Source organism: Actinacidiphila sp. DG2A-62 (assembly GCF_035825295.1).
Lineage (GTDB): Bacteria > Actinomycetota > Actinomycetes > Streptomycetales > Streptomycetaceae > Actinacidiphila.
In genome coordinates, this window is the sequence record NZ_JAYMGI010000002.1 from 7,360,954 (window position 1) to 7,379,013 (window position 18,060).

Consider the following 18,060-nt stretch of genomic DNA (forward strand, 5'->3'; position numbering starts at 1 on the left):
GCCGCGTCACCGCTGCGCGACCATCGTCACCGCAGCGCGTCCATCGTCACCGTCACGCCGTCCAGGGACGCCGCGAAGTCCGCGCCGAGCGCCCGCGACGGCGTCTGGAAGCCGGTCGGCAGCCGCCCGATCCGCGGCATGATCCGCAGCACCGAGTCGGCCGTCAGGCTGTACGGGTTCGGGCCGGTGAGCGTGGCCGTCACCGTGTTTCCCGCCGCGTCCCTCGCCCGCCCCCACACCTCGCAGCGCGCGCCGTCCAGAGCGCGTTCGCCGGGTCCGCGCACCAGCTTGCCCGCCACGCCCGCCACCGCGCCCCGCAGCGGCCCGCGCAGCATCCGCGCCGCGGCCAGCGCCGCCGCGGGCACCGCGGTGTAGGTGGTGATGTCGGGGATGCCGGTGGAGTGGTACGCCGTGCTCACGTCCCCCCACGGCACCGACACCACCGTGCGCGCGCCCGACGGGAACGCCGCCCGTACCCGGCGCGACCCCAGCGGCACGGTACGGATCTCGCCGCCCGCCCTGATCCTGCCGCCCTCGGCCGCGCCGGTCAGCGCGGTGCGCGCGGTCCCCGGGCTGGCGCCGCCGCCGGCCAGGAACGCCAGGTCCAGCTGGGTGGCGTCGGGCAGCCGGGCGGCGAGCAGCGCCGCCACGCAGTCGGTCGGCACCACGTCGAAGCCCGCGCCGGGCAGCAGCACCACCCCCGCCTTCGCCGCGCGCGGGCCGAACGCGAACAGCGCCTCGAACACGTCGATCTCGCCGGTGATGTCGAGGTAGGCGGCGCCGGTGTCGACGCACGCCCGGGCCATCGGCAGCGCGGTCCGCCCGAACGGCCCCGCGCAGTGCGCCACCGCGTCCACCCCTTCCAGGCCGCGGCGGATCGCGGCCTCGTCGTCTAGCCCGAACACCCGGTGCTCCAGGCCGAGTTCGGCGGCCAGCGGCAGCAGCTTGGCGGCGTTGCGGCCGGCCAGCACCGGACGGGCTCCGTCCGCCGCGGCACGGCGCGCGATCAGCCGGCCGGTGTACCCGGTGGCCCCGTACAACAGCCAGGTCATGGATGTGATCCTCCTCGGCGGTGGTGACCGGAACCGTACACGCGCCGTCTGTCACCCGGATATCCGGTGGGCGGCGAGGGCGTGGCGTGGGAGCCTGGTGGTATGAGCGAGACACAGCACACCGCCGCCGCGGCCGCCTCACCCGCCGAGGCCGTCCGGGACGCCGCGCCGGCCGGGGACGCGGGGGCCGACGCGCCGGACGCCGCCGCGGCGTCGGAGGCGTCGGGCGCCCCCACGGCGTCCGCGGCGTCCGCGGCGTCCGAGGCGTCCGCCGGGAGCGCCTCGGGGGACGCGTCGCAGGACACACCGGGGGACGCGTCGCAGGACGCGTCGGAGGACGACGTCAAACGCAAGTTCCGTGAGGCGCTGGCCCGCAAGCAGGGCTCCCGCCGCGGCGGCGCCGGGGGCGGCGGCGGGCCCGACCAGTCCAAGGTCCACGGGGCGCACGGCCGCGCCGGAGGCCCCCGCGAGTTCCGCCGCAAGAGCGGCTGACCCCGCGTCACGCGCCGCGGCGGACCGGAACCCCGTACCCGGGTCCGGTCCGCCGTCACGGGCTGTGCGGCGCGACAGCGCAGCGTAGGGTCGGCCGGGTGACCACGACGAACCCGTTCTTCGCCCCCAGCCCCCTGCCGTACGAGCTGCCGCCGTTCGCCGAGATCCGCGACGAGCACTACCTGCCGGCCTTCGAACGCGGGCTGGCCGAGCACCTGGCCGAGGTGGAGGCCATCGCGGCCGACCCCAGCCGGCCACCTTCGACAACACGCTGGTGGCGCTGGAGCGCAGCGGCGCGCTGCTGAACCGGGTCCACGCGGCCTTCGCCAACCAGGCGTCCGCGCACCTGACGCCGACCGTGCAGGAGATCGAGCCGCGGATCAGCGCGATGCTCGCCGAGCACGACGACGCGGTGCACCTCAACTCCGCGCTCTACGCCCGGATCCGCGCCCTCCACGACAAGCGCGACGCGCTGGGCCTGGACCCCGAGTCGCTGCGGCTGCTGGAGCGCTACCACACCCGCTTCCGCCGGGCCGGCGCCGAACTCGACGAGGCCGGCCGCCGCCGGCTGCGCGGACTGAACGCCGAGATCGCCGCCGCCTCCACCGCCTTCGGCCAGAACGTGCTCGCGGCCGGCCGGGCCGGCGCCCTCGTCCTGGACGACCCCGCCCTGCTGGCCGGCCTGTCCCCGGACGCGGTCGCCGCCGCCGCGGCGAACGGCCGCGCGCTCGGCCACGACGGGAAGTGGGTGCTCAGCCTGCGCAACTTCTCCAACCAGTTCGAACTCGCCTGGCTGGAGAACCGCGAGGTGCGCCGCCGGCTGCTCGCCGCCTCGCTGGACCGGGCCCAGGACACCAACGGCCCGCTGGCCGTCACCATCGCCACCCTGCGCGCCGAGCGCGCCGCCCTGCTCGGCTACGACAGCCACGCCGCCTACGTGGTCGAGGACCGCACCGCGGGCAGCACCCGGGCCGTCACCGACCTGCTGGAGCGCCTGGTGCCGCCGGCCGTCGCCAACGCCCGGCGCGAGGCCGAGGCGCTCGCCGAACTCGCCGGCGGACCGGTCGAGGCGTGGGACTGGGCGTACTGGTCCGACAAGCTCCGCAAACAGCGCTACGACGTCGACGAGGCCGCGCTGCGCCCGTACTTCGAGCTGGAGCGGGTGCTGCACGACGGCGTCTTCCGCGCCGCCCGCGAGGTCTACGGACTGACCCTCGCCGAACGCCCCGACCTGCCGGGCTACCACCCCGACGTCCGGGTCTTCGAGGTCTTCGACGCCGACGGCAGCGGACTCGGGCTGTTCCTCGCCGACTTCTACGCCCGCGACACCAAGCGCGGCGGCGCCTGGATGAACTCCCTGGTCCGCCAGTCGGGGCTGCTCGGCCACCGGCCGGTGGTGGTCAACAACCACAACATCGCCAAGCCGGCGCCCGGCGCGCCCACGCTGCTGACCTTCACCCAGGTGGACACGCTCTTCCACGAGTTCGGCCACGCCCTGCACGGCCTGCTCTCCGCCGTGCGCTACCCGTACTTCTCCGGCACGGCGGTCCCCAGCGACTTCGTCGAATTCCCTTCCCAGGTCAACGAGATGTGGTCGCTGTGGCCCGAGATCCTCGGCCACTACGCGGTGCATCACGAGACCGGCGAGCCGATGCCCGCGGACGTGGTGGCGCGGATGAAGGACGCCGCCGCCTTCGGGCAGGGCTTCGCCACCGTGGAGTACCTGGCCGCGACGATGCTGGACTGGGCCTGGCACACACTGCGCGCCGGCGAGGACCCCGGCGACCCGCTCGCCTTCGAGGCCCGGGCGCTGGAGGACGCCGGACTCGCGCTGCCCGCCATCCCGCCGCGCTACCGCACCACCTACTTCACCCACGTCTTCAGCAGCCAGTACAGCGCGGGCTACTACTCCTACATCTGGAGCGAGGTGCTGGACGCGGACACCGTCGACTGGTTCGCCTCGCACGGCGGAATGCGGCGCGAGAACGGCGACGTCTTCCGCCGCGAACTGCTGTCCAAGGGCGGCAGCGTCGACCCGATGCAGGCGTTCGCCGCGGTCCGCGGGCGCGCACCGGACGTGGCACCACTGCTGCGCCGCCGCGGCCTGGCGAACTGAGGCGGGAGCCTCCCGGCCTGCGGCGGCGCCCCGGCGGTGCCGGAGGCATCCGGCAGGCGCCCGGCGACGGGGCGGCTCGCGGCTCGGTGGCCCGGCGTCCGGTGCGCTCTCCCGTACCTCCGCCGGGGCGCCGAAAAGCCCGTGCGGCGCGCGCGGTCCCTGGGACACGATGGGCGCCATGGGCTGGACGCTGACCACCGACCTCGACGCCTTCCTCGCCGCCGCCGGCCCCTTCCTGCACGCCCGCCCGGTGGAGAACTCGGTACCGCTCACCATCCTCGACACCCTGCGCCGCCGGGGCCCGGACGCGTACGGGCCGCAGCCGCCGCTGTTCGGCCACTGGCAGGGGCTGGGTGCGGTGGGTGGGGCGGGCGCGGCCGGGGGAGCGGGGTTCGGGGAAGGCATGCCCGCAGCCGGGGCAGCCGCGTCCGCGCCTGGGGAGGACGTCGCCGCCGCCGTGCTCCAGACGCCGCCGTTCCCGCCGCTGCTCACGGCCGCGCCGCGGGCCGCGGCGGTCGCGCTGGCGGACGTGTGGGGGGAGGCCGTCGAGGCCGGTCGGGCTCCCGTGCCCGGCGGAGTGCGCGGCGAGGCGGCGGCGGCCCGCGCGTTCGCCGCCGGGTGGCAGCGGCGCACCGGCGCGGGCCTGGTGCCGCGTCGCGACACCCGCGTCCACCGGCTGGCCGCACTCACCCCGCGCGAGCCCGCGCCGCCGGGCGCGGCCCGGGTCGCCGGTCCGGCCGACCGGACGCTGCTGCTGCGCTGGCAGGCCGCGTTCGCCGCCGACGTCGGCGCGGACGTGCCCGGCGGCGACCGGGCCGTCGATGACGCCGTCGCCCACGGGCTGCGCACGCTGTGGGAGTTGCCGGACGGCCGTCCCGTGGCGATGGCGGGCGTCACCCTGCCCGCCGCAGGGGCGGTCCGCGTGGTGGCCGTCTACACACCGCCCGAGCACCGCGGCCGCGGCTACGCCGGCGCCGCCGTCGCCGCGGTCTCCCGCGCGGCCCTGGACGCCGGCGCGCGCGAGGTGCTGCTCGTCACCGACCTCGCCGACCCGGTCAGCAACGGCCTGTACCGCGCGCTCGGTTACGTGCCGGTGGCCGACACGGTCGAACTCGACTTCACGCCCGCGCCCTGACCCCCGTGGTCCGCGGCGGGGCCCCGGCCGGGGCCCCGGGCGCCATGCCAACTTGTCGCGGCGGCGGTCGGGGCCATGGGTGCAGCGCAGCGTCACCGCATAATGGAGTCGGCGGCGAACACCTCCGCCACCCCCGAACCCGCTGGAGGGCCCGTGACCGACGCCGGCCGACCGCCGTCCCGACTCGTGAGAATGCGGCCCGCGCCCTTCGGCGCCGACCCCGCCGGCGCCAGGCTGGAGCGCATCCTGCGGTCGCCCAACTACGCCGACGGCGCCTTCGTGAACCCCGTCGCGGGCAGCAGCGTGGCCACCGGCGGCCTGATCAAATCCCTCCCGGAGAGCATGCGCAAGGAGGCACGGCGGGCCCGCAAACCGCGGCGGCCGATCCCGGTGCACCCCACCACGCTCGCCGACCTCGCGAAACCGGCCGCGTCGGGCCTGCGGCTGACCTGGATGGGCCACTCCTCGGTGCTCGCCGAGATCGGCGGGCGGCGGGTGCTGTTCGACCCGGTGTGGGGCGAGCGCTGTTCGCCGTTCCCGTTCGCCGGGCCGCGCCGCGTGCACCCGACGCCCGTCCCGCTCACCTCGCTGACCGGCCTGGACGTCGTGGTCATCTCGCACGACCACTACGACCATCTGGACATGCCGTCGATCACCGCGCTCGCGGACAGCGACGTGGTCTTCGCCGTGCCGCTCGGCGTCGGCGCCCACCTGGAGCACTGGGGCGTGCCCCCGGAGCGGCTGCGCGAGCTGGACTGGAACGAGTCCACCGAGGTCGCCGGGCTGACCCTGACCGCCACCCCGGCCCGGCACTTCTGCGGGCGCGGCCTGCGCGGACGCCAGCAGACGCTCTGGGCGTCGTGGGTGGTCACCGACGGCGACCACACCGTCTACCACAGCGGCGACACCGGCTACTTCCCCGGCTTCGCCGACATCGGCCGCGAACACGGCCCGTTCGACGCGACGATGATCCAGATCGGCGCGTACAGCGAGTACTGGCCGGACATCCACATGACGCCCGAGGAAGGCATGCGCGCCCACCTCGACCTGTCCGGCGGCACGCCGGCCGGCGTGATGCTGCCGATCCACTGGGGCACCTTCAATCTCGCGCTGCACCCCTGGGCGGAGCCCGCCGAGGGCACCGTCTCCGCGGCCCGCGCGGTCGGCGCGAAGATCGCCACCCCGCGGGTCGGCGCGCCCTTCGAGCCCGCGGACCCGCAGCCGGACGACTGGTGGTGGCGCGAGGTCGCCGTCCGCCCGCAGGGCGGCTGGCCCGAGCACCCCGCGCCGCCGCCCCCGCCGGAGGCCCCGGCGCCGCGGGACGGCGTGCCGGCGGAGGCGTAGCAGCCGCCGGCCGCGGGAGCGGGGCGGGGGTGACGCCGCGGTCAGCCCTCGCCCGCGGCCCGCAGCGCCTCGAAGGTGAAGCCGAACTCCGCGGGTGCTGCGGTGAGGTGGAAGTCCGGCAGCACCAGCGGCCCGCACGCGGCGCTGCCCAGGCCGTGCAGGCCGTGGTCCAGGTGCAGCCACACCCGGTCGCCGCGGGCCAGTTCGTGGGTGTGCTCGGCCGCGTCCAGCGCCCGCGTGCTCCACGGCCGCACGGTCATCCAGAACACCGGCGCGCCCGTCACCCGCAGCCCCCCGCCGTCCGGTCCGCGCAGTTCCGCCCATCGCACGTCGGCCCGCGCGCCGTTCTCCTGCGGGCGTACGTACGGGGTCTGCAACGCCTCGACGCCCGCGCGGTACCGGCCGATCCGGGACGCCTGCCGGCTGTCCGGATACGCCTCGCCGGGCCCGCCGCCGTACCACTCGACGTCGGTCAACTCCGGTGGCAGTTCCATCCGTACGCCCAGCCGCGGCAGCGGCACCGGCCAGTCGCCCTCCGGCGCCACCGAGACGGTCAGGCGCAGCAGGTCGCCGGACGCGGTCCACGCGTAGTCGGCGCGCAGCCCGAGGTCGGTGGCCGCGGGCGCGACGCGGGTCCGGACGGTCAGCGCGTCGCCGCCGGCCTCGACCCGCACCACCCGGTGCCGCATCCGGTCCAGGCCCAGCGCCCGCCACCGCTCGGCCAGCCGGCTCGGCTCGAACCACGCCATGCCGCGGTCGTTGTCGATCGGCGCACGCCACACGTCGAGCCGGGGCCGGCCACCGACAGGCCGTCCAGCGCCAGCAGTTCGCCGCTCGCCGCGTCGAAGACGCCGGGGCCGAGGCGGACCGTGCCGTCCGGCTCGCGCCGGGGCTGTTCGGGTCGACCGGGCGCGCCCGGCCGCGCCGTGGCCGCCGCTGTGGTCGTGCTCGCCACGCCCGGCCGCGGCGTCGCCGCCGCTTCCGCTGCGGAAACCGCTTCCGCCGCGGAAACCGCCGCCGGGAACTGCTCCCACGCCACCTCGTGGCCCGCCGGCGCCCACGCGGCGTCCTCCGCGAGCACCGCCCGCACCGTCCACCACGCCTCCGCGCCCGCCGCCCCCCGCCGCGGCTCCGGCGGCAGGTCGACCTCCGCGCTCGCGCCGGGCGCCAACGGCGGCACCACCAGCGGCCCTTCGCCGATCGCGACGCCCTCCTCCTCGTACACCCAGGAGAAGGCGAGCCCCGAAAGGTCCACGACGTCATGGAGGTTGGTGACGGCGACCACCCCGCGCGCCGCGTCGCCCGCGATCCGCACCGGCTGGACCACCTTCTTGTACTCCACCAGGCCGGGCGACGGCGTCCGGTCGGGGAAGAGCAGCCCGTCGCAGACGAAGTTGCCGTCGTGCAGCTCCTCGTCGAAGTCGCCGCCGTAGGCGAAGTACGCTGTCCCGTCCGGCGCTCGGCGGCGCAGCCCGTGGTCGATCCACTCCCAGACGAACCCGCCCTGGCAGCGCTCGTACGTCTCGAAGATCCGCTGGTACTCGCTCAGTCCGCCCGGCCCGTTGCCCATCGCGTGCGCGTACTCGCAGAGCACGAACGGCATCGCGCGCCGCCGCGCGTCCAACCGCGCGTCGGCCAGCGGCGGTTCCTCCCCGCGGCCGATCAGCTCGGACTCCGCGTGGTCGGCGTACATCCGCGAATAGACGTCCACGTCGGGGGAGTTCAGGTCGCCCTCGTAGTGGATCGGCCGGTCCGGGTCGCGCTCCCTGATCCACGAGGCCATCGCGGACAGGCCGCGTCCGGTCCCGCACTCGTTGCCGAGCGACCACATCACGACGGACGGATGGTTCTTGTCCCGCTCCACCATCCGCGCGGCCCGGTCCAGCAGCGCCGGCGTCCACCGCTCGTCGTCCACCGGGTTCCCGCGCCAGCCCACCTCCTCGAAGCCGTGCGTCTCCAGGTCGCACTCGTCGACCACCCACAGCCCCAACTCGTCGCACAGGTCGAGGAACGCGGGATGCGGCGGATAGTGGCTGGTACGCACCGCGTTGACGTTGTGCTGCTTCATCAGCAGCAGGTCGCGGCGCATCGTCTCCGGCCGCACCGCGCGGCCTCGGTCGGGGTCGAACTCGTGCCGGTTCACCCCGCGGAACAGCACGCGACGGCCGTTGACCTTCAGCACCCCGTCCTCGACGGCGACCGTGCGGAAGCCGATCCGCAGCGGAACGCGCTCGCCCCCGGTCGCCAACTCGGCGTCGTACAGCCGCGGTCGCTCCGCCGACCACGGCTCGACCGGCACCGTCACCGGCTCACCGGTCGGCGCCTCGATCCCCAACTCGGGTACGGTCAGCGTGCCGCCGGGTGTGCAGTCCACCCGCAGCGTCCCGAGCCCGCTGCGGTGGTCGTAGCCGCTGTGCACGAAGAAGTCGGCGACCGCGTCCCGCGGACGCTCGATCAGCGTGACGTCGCGGAAGACGCCCGGCAGCCACCACATGTCCTGGTCCTCCAGGTAACTGCCGGACGACCACTGGTGCACCCGCACCGCCAGCACGTTCCCGCGCGGCCGCAGCAGCGCGCCGACCTCGAACTCCACCGGCAGCCTGCTGCCCTTGAAGGTGCCCAGCTCGCTGCCGTTCAGCCAGACCCGCGCGCACGACTCCACGCCGTCGAAGCGCAGCACCGCCGCGCCGCCCGGCCAGTCCCGCGGCAGGTCGAAGGCGCGCAGGTGGTCCCCGGTGGGATTCTCGGTCGGCACGTGCGGCGGGTCCACCGGGAACGGGTAGCGGACGTTGGTGTACGCGGGGCGGCCGTGTCCGTGCAGCGGCCAGTGCGAGGGCACCGGCAGCTCGTCCCAGCCCGAGGCGTCGAACCCCGGCCGGGCGAAGGAGTCGTCGTGCGCGTCCGCCCTCGCCGCCAACCGGAACCGCCACACCCCGCCCAGGTCCAGCCGGCGCGCGTCCGAGGCGGCCCACCACGCGCGCGGCGGGAGCGCGCCCGAGCCCGGGGACACGTCCTCGTAGTAGGGGAGCGTGCCGGGCGGCTGCGCCTGGTGCATGGTCGTTCTCCTCGCCTGTTCCTGCCTCGCCGTTCACGTCACTCTGCCCGGCCGCGCGTGGCCGCTGCCTGCGGGGTCGATTCTCCGAGGGGGCGGGGCGCGGCGCCAGACGTATTGATCACGTATCGCGCGGGTGTGCGAGTGGGGGGCGGGGACGGGGAGGGCCGGTCGCGCGGCCGGTGTGCCCAACGGGCGGGCGCCGCAGGCGAGTTGCGGGTCTCCGCCGGGGGAGCGGGGGGGCGTGGCCGGGACTTGACCCGTACGCCGGGCGCTGCGATGTTGCCCGCCCTGGCGTCTGCCGGCCACGGATCTTGGGGGACCTTCACGATGGCACTCGGCCTTGTCCATGCCGCTCACGCCGCTCACGCCCTTCACGCCGCCCACGCCCTTCACACCACGCACACCGTGCCCGCCACGCACACCGTGCCCGCCACGCACACCGTGCCCGCCACGCACACCGTGCCCGCCACACACGCAGCCCACGCGGTCCCCGCGACCCCCGCACTCCACGTCGGCCGCGCCGCCGAGGCGGTCGACTCGCCCGCCGCCGCGGCCGGACCCGTCGCGGGGCTGGGCGGGCACGGCGCCTTCGTGCTGGTCGCCGTCGTGGTGGTGGTGATCGCGGCCGTGGCGATCATCCCGCTGATCATGGACGTGCGCCGGGCCACGGCGTGGCGCCAGCAGATCACCGACCGGCTGATCGACCGCGCCGACGATTCGCAGGAGGTCCGCGACCTGCTGCGCGACCTGCGCGAACCACGCGGCGTACGCGGCCTGACCCGCAGTGTGATCGCGATCCTCATCCTGGCGCTGGTCGGCTTCGCGCTCGCCGTCGCGATGCTCTCCTCGGGCGCGGACTCCGGGGACCTGCGCAAGACGATCGTCACCTCGCTGATGACCGTCCTCGCCACCGTCGCGGGCTTCTACTTCGGCACGCTCGGCGCGCAGAACAGCGCGGAGGATGCGCGGCGCGCGGCATCCCCGTCCAAGAAGCAGCCCCCGGCGCCGCCCGGCGGCCCGGACCTGGCCGCCGCGCCGGCGCCCACTCCGGCCGCCGGGCCCGCCGCGTCCGCCGCGTCCGCCGCCGATCCCGCCGCGGGAAGCCCACCCCCGCCGCCTGCCCCGCCCGGCCGGTCGGCCCCGGGCGACCCGACCGACCCGGCTGCCTGAGCCTGCGGGGCGCCGCGACCCGAGGCGGCAGGCGGCAGGCGGCCGTGCAGGGCGCCGGTACCGGGCGCCGGGCGGGAACAGGGCAGGGGTCGGGCGAGGAGCGGATCAGGTCCAGGAGCCGGCCAGGACCGGGCCAGGTTCAGGACCCCGTCAGGACCGGACCAGGTCCTGGAGCCGCCCAGGACCGGACCCAGGCCCGACCCCGCCCGGCCCCTGAGCCCTCAGACGCCCTCGACCTTGAACGGATCATGCTCCGCGAGCAGCTTGTCGAGGCGGGCCTGGTCCACCCGGCTCACCACCTGCCCCACCTCCTGGCGGTCCCGCACCACCTTCGCGAGCGTGAACGCGGACGTCACCACATAGAGCAGCCCGACCGCCAGGAACGCCCGTATCCAGGCGCCCACCGGCAGATACGCCACCCCCACCACCATCGCCCCGAGTGACAGCGCGAACGACAGTGCCGCCTGGACGGCGAACGCCGCCGTCGTCTGCTGCTGAGGAATCACCTTCGTCATGCCGCCCACTGTGCGCCGCGCCCACCCCGCGGGCATGAGTACGGGTACTCACGCCCTTGCGACCGCCTTACTCATCCCGCTTGCTCCGGTACGCGGCGCAACCGCGGCTGCTCCACCGGTCGTCGTTCTCTGTGAGGAGGGACACATGGCGACGGATCGTCAGCTCGCCGAGCTGCGCGCCCGGGTCGAGCAACTCCGGTCGGTGCACGGCGCGATGGCGTTGGAAACCGCGGCCGCGCGCCACGACCTGGCCGAGGCGCTGCACGAGGCCGGAGAACTGGCCGAAGCCGAGCGGCAGTTCACGCTCGCCTGCGAGGGCTTCGTGCGGCGCTTCGGCTCCTCCCACCCGTTCACCCTGACCTGTCTGAACAACCTCGCCCTGATGCTGCGGGACATGCGCCGCTGGGACCAGGCGCTGAGCATCCTGGCTCGGGTGCACGGCGAACGCTCCGCGCTGTTCGGCGCCGCCCACCCGCTGACCCTCAACGCCGCCAACAACTTCCTCGGCGTGCAGGTCCGCAGGGGCGCGCTGGCCTCCGCCGCGTCCGAGTACCCGGCGCTGCTGGCGGCCTGCGAGCACACCTTCGGTCCCGACGACCCGTCGACGCGCGCGATCCGCCGGGACTACGCCGACGTGCTGACCCGCCTGGGCCGCCACGAGGACGCGGCCGCGCTCCGCGGAGCGTCCGCCGTGCACGGCATCGGCCCTGTCCTGCTCGGCTGCGCCCGGCTGGTGCGCTACACCGGGCTGTTCCCCATGTCGATGACGGCGAGCCGGTACGGCGCCGACATGGAGCTGGCGGTCCACCGCGGCGCGAGGACCGACCTCGGCCGCGGCCGGGACATACGCGACGACGACCTGGGGATCACCGTCGCCGTGGTGGCCGCCGACGATCTGCCGGGGCGGTACGACCCGTCGGAGAACCTCCTGGAGCCGGCCGACCACGTCGCCGACGCCCTCGGCGCGCTCGGCGAGCATCTGGCCGACGCCGACAGGGAGTTGGGCGACGGCAGACTGCGGGTGCGGGTCCATGTGCACCACGACGGGTGGCCGCGGCTCAGCCGGCTGCCGTCGCTGGCCGTCGACCGCCGGCTGATGTCCGCGCGGGACCGGGCCCGGCACGACCGCCTGATGGCGCAGACGCCGGTCGTGCCCCGCCGGGCCGGGGACCCGCGGGGCAAGCGCCGCGCCCTGCTCGGCGGGCGCGGGGGTTTCACGGTCCGCCTGGCCGCCGCGCCGTACGTCGTGGTGTCGACGACGGTCGGCGTCGCGCAGCGGCCCCTGCCCTCGCGTCGCAGGTGTGAGGTCTCCCGCTCGTTGCGACTGCGCGGACCGCGTCAACCGCTCGGCGGCGCACCGCCGTTGCCGTCGCGCGGGCCGTCCGCCGCGATGCCTGCCGTGGCGGCGGTGTCGTCCCGGCCGCTGCCGTCGTCCAGGTCCTTGCGCAGCAGTGACGTCACCGCGCCCCCTGCCTGCCGGGTGAGTCGCCCGGCGCAGTCGATCCCCAACTGACGTGCGAGACCACGCCCGTAGAGATCGACGGCGGCCTCGACGAGGTCCGCCTGCGCGCCGACGGCGAGCCGCGCCCGGTGACGCGCGGTGGCCAGCAGACCCGCGCCGAGGACGGCGGCCGGCCACCATGCCGCCGACAGCGGCAGGCAGAGCAGCCCCCAGCCCGTCAGGGTCGCCGCCGCACCGCAGCCGGCGCGTGCCTCGGTGAGCTCGGAGCGGACCTGATCGGGCACCAGCAGCCACAACCGCGGCCAGACCGCGGTCAGATCGAGGTGGTACGCGGTGTGGACGCGCGTGTCGACCGCGTACAGCCGGTCCCCGATCCACGTCGGGCGGGACGCCGGCACCGGGCAGATCGCGTCGCGCCGGGCGATCGCGGCCCGCAGCGCGTCCGCCGCCGGCCCTCGGCGCCGCCGACCGCGAAGAACGCCGACCTCGCGGCCGCCACCTTCTCCTCCGCACGTCGCCAGCGCTCCGCGCGCCGCTCGGCGAACGGCCGCAGCAGGCGCTCCCGGCCCGACGCCCACCACACCCGTTCGACCAGCCGCGCCGCCGCCGACGCCACGAGGCCGGCCGCCGCCGAGGCCGCGGTGAACCCGGCCGCCGCGATCAGCACCGTCCCGGCCCGGCCGCTGGCGGGCGCGCCGGCGACCGAGTCCAGCCAGTCGGTCAGCGGACGCGGATCGAGCGCGTGCCGCTGGCCGAGCACCACGGCGGCGGTCAGCGCGGAGACGTAGAGCGCGCCGGGGAGCAGCAGCAGCGCGGCCCAGCGGCCGGCCAACTGCCGCCCCAGCTCGGCCAGTACGGCGCTCACAGCCGGAACGTCCGGGACACCAGGCGGGCGTCGGTCAGACCGCACACCGGCGGCGCGGCCCGCGTGCCGTCCGGCGCGCGCTCCTGCGGCTCCAGGCGCGGGCAGGCGGCCGCCGCGGGGCACCCCCATGCGGTCACCACCGGATGCCCGCCGGCCGCGAACGGCCGGTACGCCCGCGATCCGGTGGTCAGCCCGTCGATACCGTGACGGGCGAAGGCGTCGTCCAGCGCGTCCAGGTCCGCCAGCACCGACGCCGACGAGCCGACGGCGCCCGCCCCGGCCGCCCCGCGCAGCCGGCGCAGCACGTCGCCGACCCCGTAGCGTTCCGCCCGCTCGCGCAGGCCCTCGTCCCCCGCCTGCGCGCACAGCCGCGCCAGCCGCTCCGCCGCCTCGTCCACCACCGGCCCCCGTCCTGTCCGCGCCGCCCCTTACGCCCTACCCGTTTCAGAGGCAGGATCAAGTTACCGGCCCGGCACAGTCGTCGGGCCCCGCACGGCCGCCCTGCCCGCACCGTCGTGGTCGTCCGGTGGCCGCGGCGGCGAGGGCGGGGGACCGGGTGTCGGCTCCACCGGAACGGAGGTCGGGACGGATGGGGGACCTGGAGCGCTACCTGCGGACCGGCGACGCGCGGGACCTGCCGCCGCTGCAACCGGCGGTGCTGCCCGCGCGGCCGGGCGAGGACGCGGCGGCCACCGCCCGACTCGCGGTGCTCCGGTGGTACCGCTACACGCATCTGCCGGGCGTCGCCGGCCTCCAGGAGTACCGCGCCGCGGTGCGGCTCGCGGCCCTGCTGCACGGTGTTCCGCGGGGCGCGCCCGAACTCCCGGTCGGACTGCGCCCGTACGCGGACGGTGTCCGCGACCGGCGGGCCGGACGTCGTACGAGCGGACGTGGCACGGGCCGGCGGCGGCCGGGAGAAGCGGCGAGCGGCGGCCCCTTCGGCGGCAGGTTCCGGCGCGGAGTCCGGCAAAGCGCAGGCGCGAGCGCGGACGCCGGAGTGCTCGGCCCGGCTCGGATCGACGAACTGCTGTTCCTCATGGAGCGGTTCGAACGACGCGGCGACTTCTCCGCGTTGGAGACCGCCCGGGGCCTGCAGGAGCGATGGCTGCGCGAGGACGCCACCTCACCGCGCGAGCGCGCGGCCCTGCTCACCGACCGGGCCCGGCTGCTGCTGGCCGTCGGCGACATGGGCGCCCACCGCTCATGGCTGGAGGAGGCCGAGCGCTGCGCCGGCCTCGCGGCAGAGCACTCCGCCAGGCAACCCGGCGACGACGAACCGCGCCTGGCCAACCGGCTCTTGCTGCAAGGTCGTTGCGCAGCCGCAAGCCACCCCGCCGACCGCGGCGGGCTCGAACGCGCGGTGCACGCCGTACGCCGCGGTGCCGAGGCGGGCCGGCAGCGCACTCCGGCACACCTGCACCACGCGGCCGAGCTGACGGACCTCCTCACGCGCTGGTACGAGGCGACCGGCGCCCCGGAAGCACTGAGGGAGGCGCTGACCACCGCCCGCGATCTGGTCCGGGCCACGCCGCCCGAGCACCGAGCGCTGGCCGACCACCGGGACACGCTGGAGGCGCTGCGGGCGAAGGCGGCGCCGGTACTGGGCGTGCACGTGGTGGACACGCTGCTGCGGCCGGCGCGGGAGGGAGCCGGGGAAGCAAGGAGGGCCGGCGGGACCTCGGCGCGTACCGGCGCGGCTCCCGCACCCGCGGCTCCCGCGAGCGCGGCTCCCGCACCCGCCGCTCCCGCGAGCACCGTTCCCGGGCGAGCCGCTCCCGCGACCACAGGGGCAGCGCCCACCCGTGTCCCGGCCCCCGCCCCCGACCCCCGGCTCGCCGCATGGTGGAGCACCGCCGAGAACGACGACGCGCCGTCCGCGGACCGGCGGGCCGCCGCGCTCGCCCTCGTGGACGCCGTGCCACCGGGGGACCCCGACCGGCCCGCCGCCCTGCTGCTCGCGGCGGAGACCGAGGTGGAGCACTGGACGCGCGGCTCGGACCAGGCGTCGCCGGCGCGGGCGCGCGAGTGGGCGCAACGGGCGGCGGACGCGGCACGGCCCGGACACCCGCTGGCCGGCCCGGCGCTGACCGCGCTCGCGGAGTCCACGCTGCTCATGGCCGCCAATCCGTCGCCCGGCGTCGGCACCACGTCCGTCGAGCGCCTCGCCGACGACGCGATCGCAGCGACCAGGCGCGCCGTGGAAGCCCTGCCGGCCGACGACCCGGACACCCCCCGCCGCCTGGAGCGGCTGGCGGACGTCATGATGGGCGCCGCCGACGTGCTGAGCGACCCCACCGTGGTGTCGGAGTCCATCGATCTGCGCCGGCGGGCTGCCGCGCTGACGTCGGAGGACGACCCGTTCCGCCCGTTCCGGCTGTCCAACCTGGCACACGCCCTCGCCACGGGCGCCCGCACCGAGCGGTCCGCCGCCCTCGCCGAGGAGGGGCTCGCGGTCGCCCGGCAGGCCGCGGACGCGCTGCCGCGGGACCACCCACGCAAGCACGAACTCCTTCTCAACCTCGCCTCGCACCTCATCGAGACCCGCGGGGAGGGCGACCAGGCCCTGCGACGGCTGGCCGAGGCCGAGCGGCTCTACCGGTTCGGCCTCACCAGGCTGCCGCCCGGCCACCGGGACCGCCCCCGTTTCACCAGCTCCGTGAGCCAGGTCCTGCACCTGCGGTACGACGAGACCGGTGACCGCGGCATCCTCGACGAGGCCGTGGCCCTGGCCCGTGAGGCGGTCGCCCAGACGCACGCCGACGACGAACACCGCACGTCGCGCCTGATCCTGATGGCTCGCGCGCTCACCGCCCGCCACGAGCTGAGCACGGCGGACGGCGCCCCCGACGCGGACCTGCGCGCCGAGGCGCTGGACGCCTGGGACGCCGTCGCCGCCGACCCGCGGCTGCCGGACCCCAAGCGTTTCGAGGCCGACGAGCACCGCGCGGAGCTGGCCGCGGCCGGTGACGATCCGGAACGCGCGCTGGGCGTCCTCGCGGCGTCCCTCGCACGGATCTCCCCGCTCTCGCGCCGCTCGCTCACCCGCCCGGTCCGGCTGGCCGCCACCTGGCGGGGAGCGCAGCTGGCCGCCAGGGCGGCCGTGGCGGCCATCGACGCGGGACATCCGGACCGGGCGGTCGAGCTGCTGGAGGAGGGGCGCGCGGTCCTCTACCACCAGGCCATGGCCTCCGGACGGCTGCGCACCCTGCTGCGCGAGACCGACCCGGGCGCGGCGCGGCGGCTGGCGGAAATCGACGAGGAGCTGTCCACCGCCGACGCCTACGGGAACATCGCCGCGATCGTGACCAGGACGCACGTCGAGCGCGGCTTCGGCCGGGCACCAGAGGTCACCGAGGACAGCGTCGACCCGCGCCCCGGCCACGCCGCGCGCACCCGCCGGCTCGCCGCGGAACGCGAGCGTATCCTCGCAGGCCTCGCCGACGACCCGCGCGTCACCGCTCCGGGGCCGGGACCGGGACCTGGCCTGTCGGAGCTGCGCGCCGCCACGGCCGGATGCACCGTGGTCTTCGTTCTGGCGCACCGGACCCGCGGCGACGCCCTGCTGATCCCCGCCGACCCGGAGCAGCCCGTCGAGCACATCCCGCTCCCCGGCCTGACCGAGGCGGCCGTCGAGCGGCGGACCGCCCTGCTGGAGGCGGCGGTCGGCGACGCCACCGACCCCGAGGTCGGCCCCGACCGCAGGGAGGGGGCCCAGCGCGACCTGCACGAGGTGCTCGCGTGGCTCTGGGACGAGGCGACCGAGCCGGTGCTGGCCCGGCTCCCGGACGCGTCGCCCGCGCCTGGCACGGCGCGGGCGGGCCACGCGGACGCGGCGGGCAAGCCACGGCTGTGGTGGTGCCCGGTGGGACCCGTGGTCCGGCTGCCCCTGCACGCCGCGGGACGCCACCCGCGCGACGCCGCGGACGACCCCCGCCCGTCCTTCGCTTCGGTGATCGACCGGGTGGTTCCCTCCTACACCCCTACGCTCGCGGCGCTGGCCCACTCCCGCAGGCCCGGGGCGACGCCTTCGGCCGGGACCGGGCGGGCCGGCAGCGCGCTGGTCGTGGCCGTACCGGAGAGCGGGGGAGCGCCGCCGCTGCCGCTGGCTCGGCGGGAGGCCCGGGCGGTGGGCGAGACGCTGCCGGGGGCCACGCTGCTGCTCGGCGACGACGCCGACAGCGCCACCGTGGAGGCGGCGCTCCCGCACCACGCGGTGGTCCATTTCGCGTGCCACGGGGACCGCGACCCGGCGCTCGGCCTCCTGATGGGCGGCCGCCTGCACCTGGCCAGGGGCGAGACGCTGTCCGCCGAGCGCGTCCAGGAGATCCCGCTGGAGCGCGGCGCCCTCGCCTTCCTCTCCGCGTGCAGTACGGCGGAGGCGGTGCCCGACCTGCCCGACGAGCCGATGCACCTGGCCGCAGCGTTCCAACTCGCCGGCTTCCGCGACGTGATCGGCACGCTCTGGCGCACCCCCGACACCCCGCGGATGGCCGGGGCGATCTACCGGGCCCTGACCGCCGACGGTACCCGTCCCCCCGACACCACCGCGTGCGCCCGGGCCCTCAACGACGCCCAGCTCGCCGTCCGCGACGCCTTCCCCGCCACGCCCACCCGCTGGGCCGCCTACCTCCACACCGGCGCCTGACCACGACCCCCCGACGCCACGCGCGATCACCCCCCGAAGTGCGGTATTGTTCTCCTGCGCGGTCAGCCCGGGGCCTCCACCCCACCGGCCGACCAGCACCGGGACGTGGCGCAGCTTGGTAGCGCACTTGACTGGGGGTCAAGGGGTCGCAGGTTCAAATCCTGTCGTCCCGACGGTGCACGAAGCCCGCTGGCGGAGTACGAAACTCC

12 protein-coding genes, 1 tRNA gene and 1 pseudogene are annotated in these 18,060 nt (G+C 76.4%); 9 read left to right on the forward strand and 5 right to left on the reverse strand.

Annotation, left to right across the window (positions count from 1 at the left end):
* Positions 1–26: 26 nt before the first annotated feature.
* Positions 27–1,052, reverse strand: coding sequence for a saccharopine dehydrogenase family protein (locus VSR01_RS32690; RefSeq protein WP_326452593.1), 1,026 nt, complete (start codon positions 1,050–1,052; stop codon positions 27–29).
* Positions 1,053–1,154: 102 nt separating this feature from the next.
* On the opposite strand from VSR01_RS32690, the gene VSR01_RS32695 reads away from it, so the two are divergent.
* From VSR01_RS32695 to VSR01_RS32715, 5 genes are all read left to right on the forward strand, one after another.
* Positions 1,155–1,544: a DUF5302 domain-containing protein gene (locus tag VSR01_RS32695; RefSeq protein ID WP_326452594.1), complete on the forward strand. Its 390-nt coding sequence runs from the start codon at positions 1,155–1,157 to the stop codon at positions 1,542–1,544.
* Positions 1,545–1,642: 98 nt separating this feature from the next.
* Positions 1,643–1,849 (forward strand): hypothetical protein, encoded by a 207-nt coding sequence (locus VSR01_RS32700; protein ID WP_326452595.1) that lies wholly within the window; start codon positions 1,643–1,645, stop codon positions 1,847–1,849.
* Positions 1,819–3,660, forward strand: a complete 1,842-nt coding sequence (locus tag VSR01_RS32705; RefSeq protein ID WP_326452596.1) for a M3 family metallopeptidase — start codon at positions 1,819–1,821, stop codon at positions 3,658–3,660. Before VSR01_RS32700 ends, VSR01_RS32705 begins: the two co-directional genes overlap by 31 nt.
* A 178-nt stretch (positions 3,661–3,838) precedes the next feature.
* Positions 3,839–4,795: a GNAT family N-acetyltransferase gene (locus VSR01_RS32710; RefSeq protein ID WP_326452597.1), complete on the forward strand. Its 957-nt coding sequence runs from the start codon at positions 3,839–3,841 to the stop codon at positions 4,793–4,795.
* 153 nt (positions 4,796–4,948) lie between these two features.
* Positions 4,949–6,139, forward strand: a complete 1,191-nt coding sequence (locus VSR01_RS32715) for an MBL fold metallo-hydrolase (protein WP_442785598.1) — start codon at positions 4,949–4,951, stop codon at positions 6,137–6,139.
* Positions 6,140–6,180: 41 nt separating this feature from the next.
* Here VSR01_RS32715 and VSR01_RS32720 read toward each other — a convergent pair.
* Positions 6,181–9,194 (reverse strand): annotated as a pseudogene (locus VSR01_RS32720) (glycoside hydrolase family 2 TIM barrel-domain containing protein).
* Positions 9,195–9,599: 405 nt separating this feature from the next.
* Here VSR01_RS32720 and VSR01_RS32725 point away from each other — a divergent pair.
* Positions 9,600–10,364, forward strand: coding sequence for a hypothetical protein (locus tag VSR01_RS32725; RefSeq protein ID WP_326452599.1), 765 nt, complete (start codon positions 9,600–9,602; stop codon positions 10,362–10,364).
* A gap of 221 nt (positions 10,365–10,585) precedes the next feature.
* On the opposite strand, the gene VSR01_RS32730 is transcribed toward VSR01_RS32725, so the two are convergent.
* Positions 10,586–10,879, reverse strand: a complete 294-nt coding sequence (locus VSR01_RS32730) for a YiaA/YiaB family inner membrane protein (protein WP_326452600.1) — start codon at positions 10,877–10,879, stop codon at positions 10,586–10,588.
* Positions 10,880–11,024: 145 nt separating this feature from the next.
* On the opposite strand from VSR01_RS32730, the gene VSR01_RS32735 reads away from it, so the two are divergent.
* Positions 11,025–12,392 carry a tetratricopeptide repeat protein gene (locus tag VSR01_RS32735; RefSeq protein ID WP_326452601.1) on the forward strand — a complete coding sequence of 456 codons (1,368 nt, stop codon included), beginning with the start codon at positions 11,025–11,027 and terminating at the stop codon, positions 12,390–12,392.
* A 262-nt stretch (positions 12,393–12,654) separates the two neighbouring features.
* Here VSR01_RS32735 and VSR01_RS32740 read toward each other — a convergent pair whose 3' ends face one another.
* Positions 12,655–13,206 (reverse strand): hypothetical protein, encoded by a 552-nt coding sequence (locus VSR01_RS32740; protein ID WP_326452602.1) that lies wholly within the window; start codon positions 13,204–13,206, stop codon positions 12,655–12,657.
* On the reverse strand, positions 13,203–13,607 hold the full coding sequence (locus VSR01_RS32745; protein ID WP_326452603.1) for a hypothetical protein: 405 nt from the start codon (positions 13,605–13,607) through the stop codon (positions 13,203–13,205). The genes VSR01_RS32740 and VSR01_RS32745 overlap by 4 nt, the downstream gene beginning before the upstream one ends.
* A gap of 188 nt (positions 13,608–13,795) precedes the next feature.
* On the opposite strand from VSR01_RS32745, the gene VSR01_RS32750 reads away from it, so the two are divergent.
* Both VSR01_RS32750 and VSR01_RS32755 read left to right on the forward strand, forming a co-directional pair.
* The gene (locus VSR01_RS32750) at positions 13,796–17,851 is read left to right on the forward strand and encodes a CHAT domain-containing protein (RefSeq protein ID WP_326452604.1); all 4,056 of its coding nucleotides are present in this window, start codon (positions 13,796–13,798) and stop codon (positions 17,849–17,851) included.
* A 99-nt stretch (positions 17,852–17,950) separates the two neighbouring features.
* Positions 17,951–18,024: transfer RNA gene (locus tag VSR01_RS32755), tRNA-Pro, on the forward strand.
* The last annotated feature ends 36 nt before the right edge of the window (positions 18,025–18,060 follow it).

Bases quoted from the DNA above. Each gene is read 5' to 3' on its own strand.
- VSR01_RS32690 (WP_326452593.1), bottom strand. From the start codon at position 1,052: ATGACCTGGCTGTTGTACGGGGCCACCGGGTACACCGGCCGGCTGATC.
- VSR01_RS32710 (WP_326452597.1), top strand. From the start codon at position 3,839: ATGGGCTGGACGCTGACCACCGACCTCGACGCCTTCCTCGCCGCCGCC.
- VSR01_RS32730 (WP_326452600.1), bottom strand. From the start codon at position 10,879: ATGACGAAGGTGATTCCTCAGCAGCAGACGACGGCGGCGTTCGCCGTC.
- VSR01_RS32750 (WP_326452604.1), top strand. From the start codon at position 13,796: ATGGGGGACCTGGAGCGCTACCTGCGGACCGGCGACGCGCGGGACCTG.
- VSR01_RS32695 (WP_326452594.1), top strand. From the start codon at position 1,155: ATGAGCGAGACACAGCACACCGCCGCCGCGGCCGCCTCACCCGCCGAG.
- VSR01_RS32735 (WP_326452601.1), top strand. From the start codon at position 11,025: ATGGCGACGGATCGTCAGCTCGCCGAGCTGCGCGCCCGGGTCGAGCAA.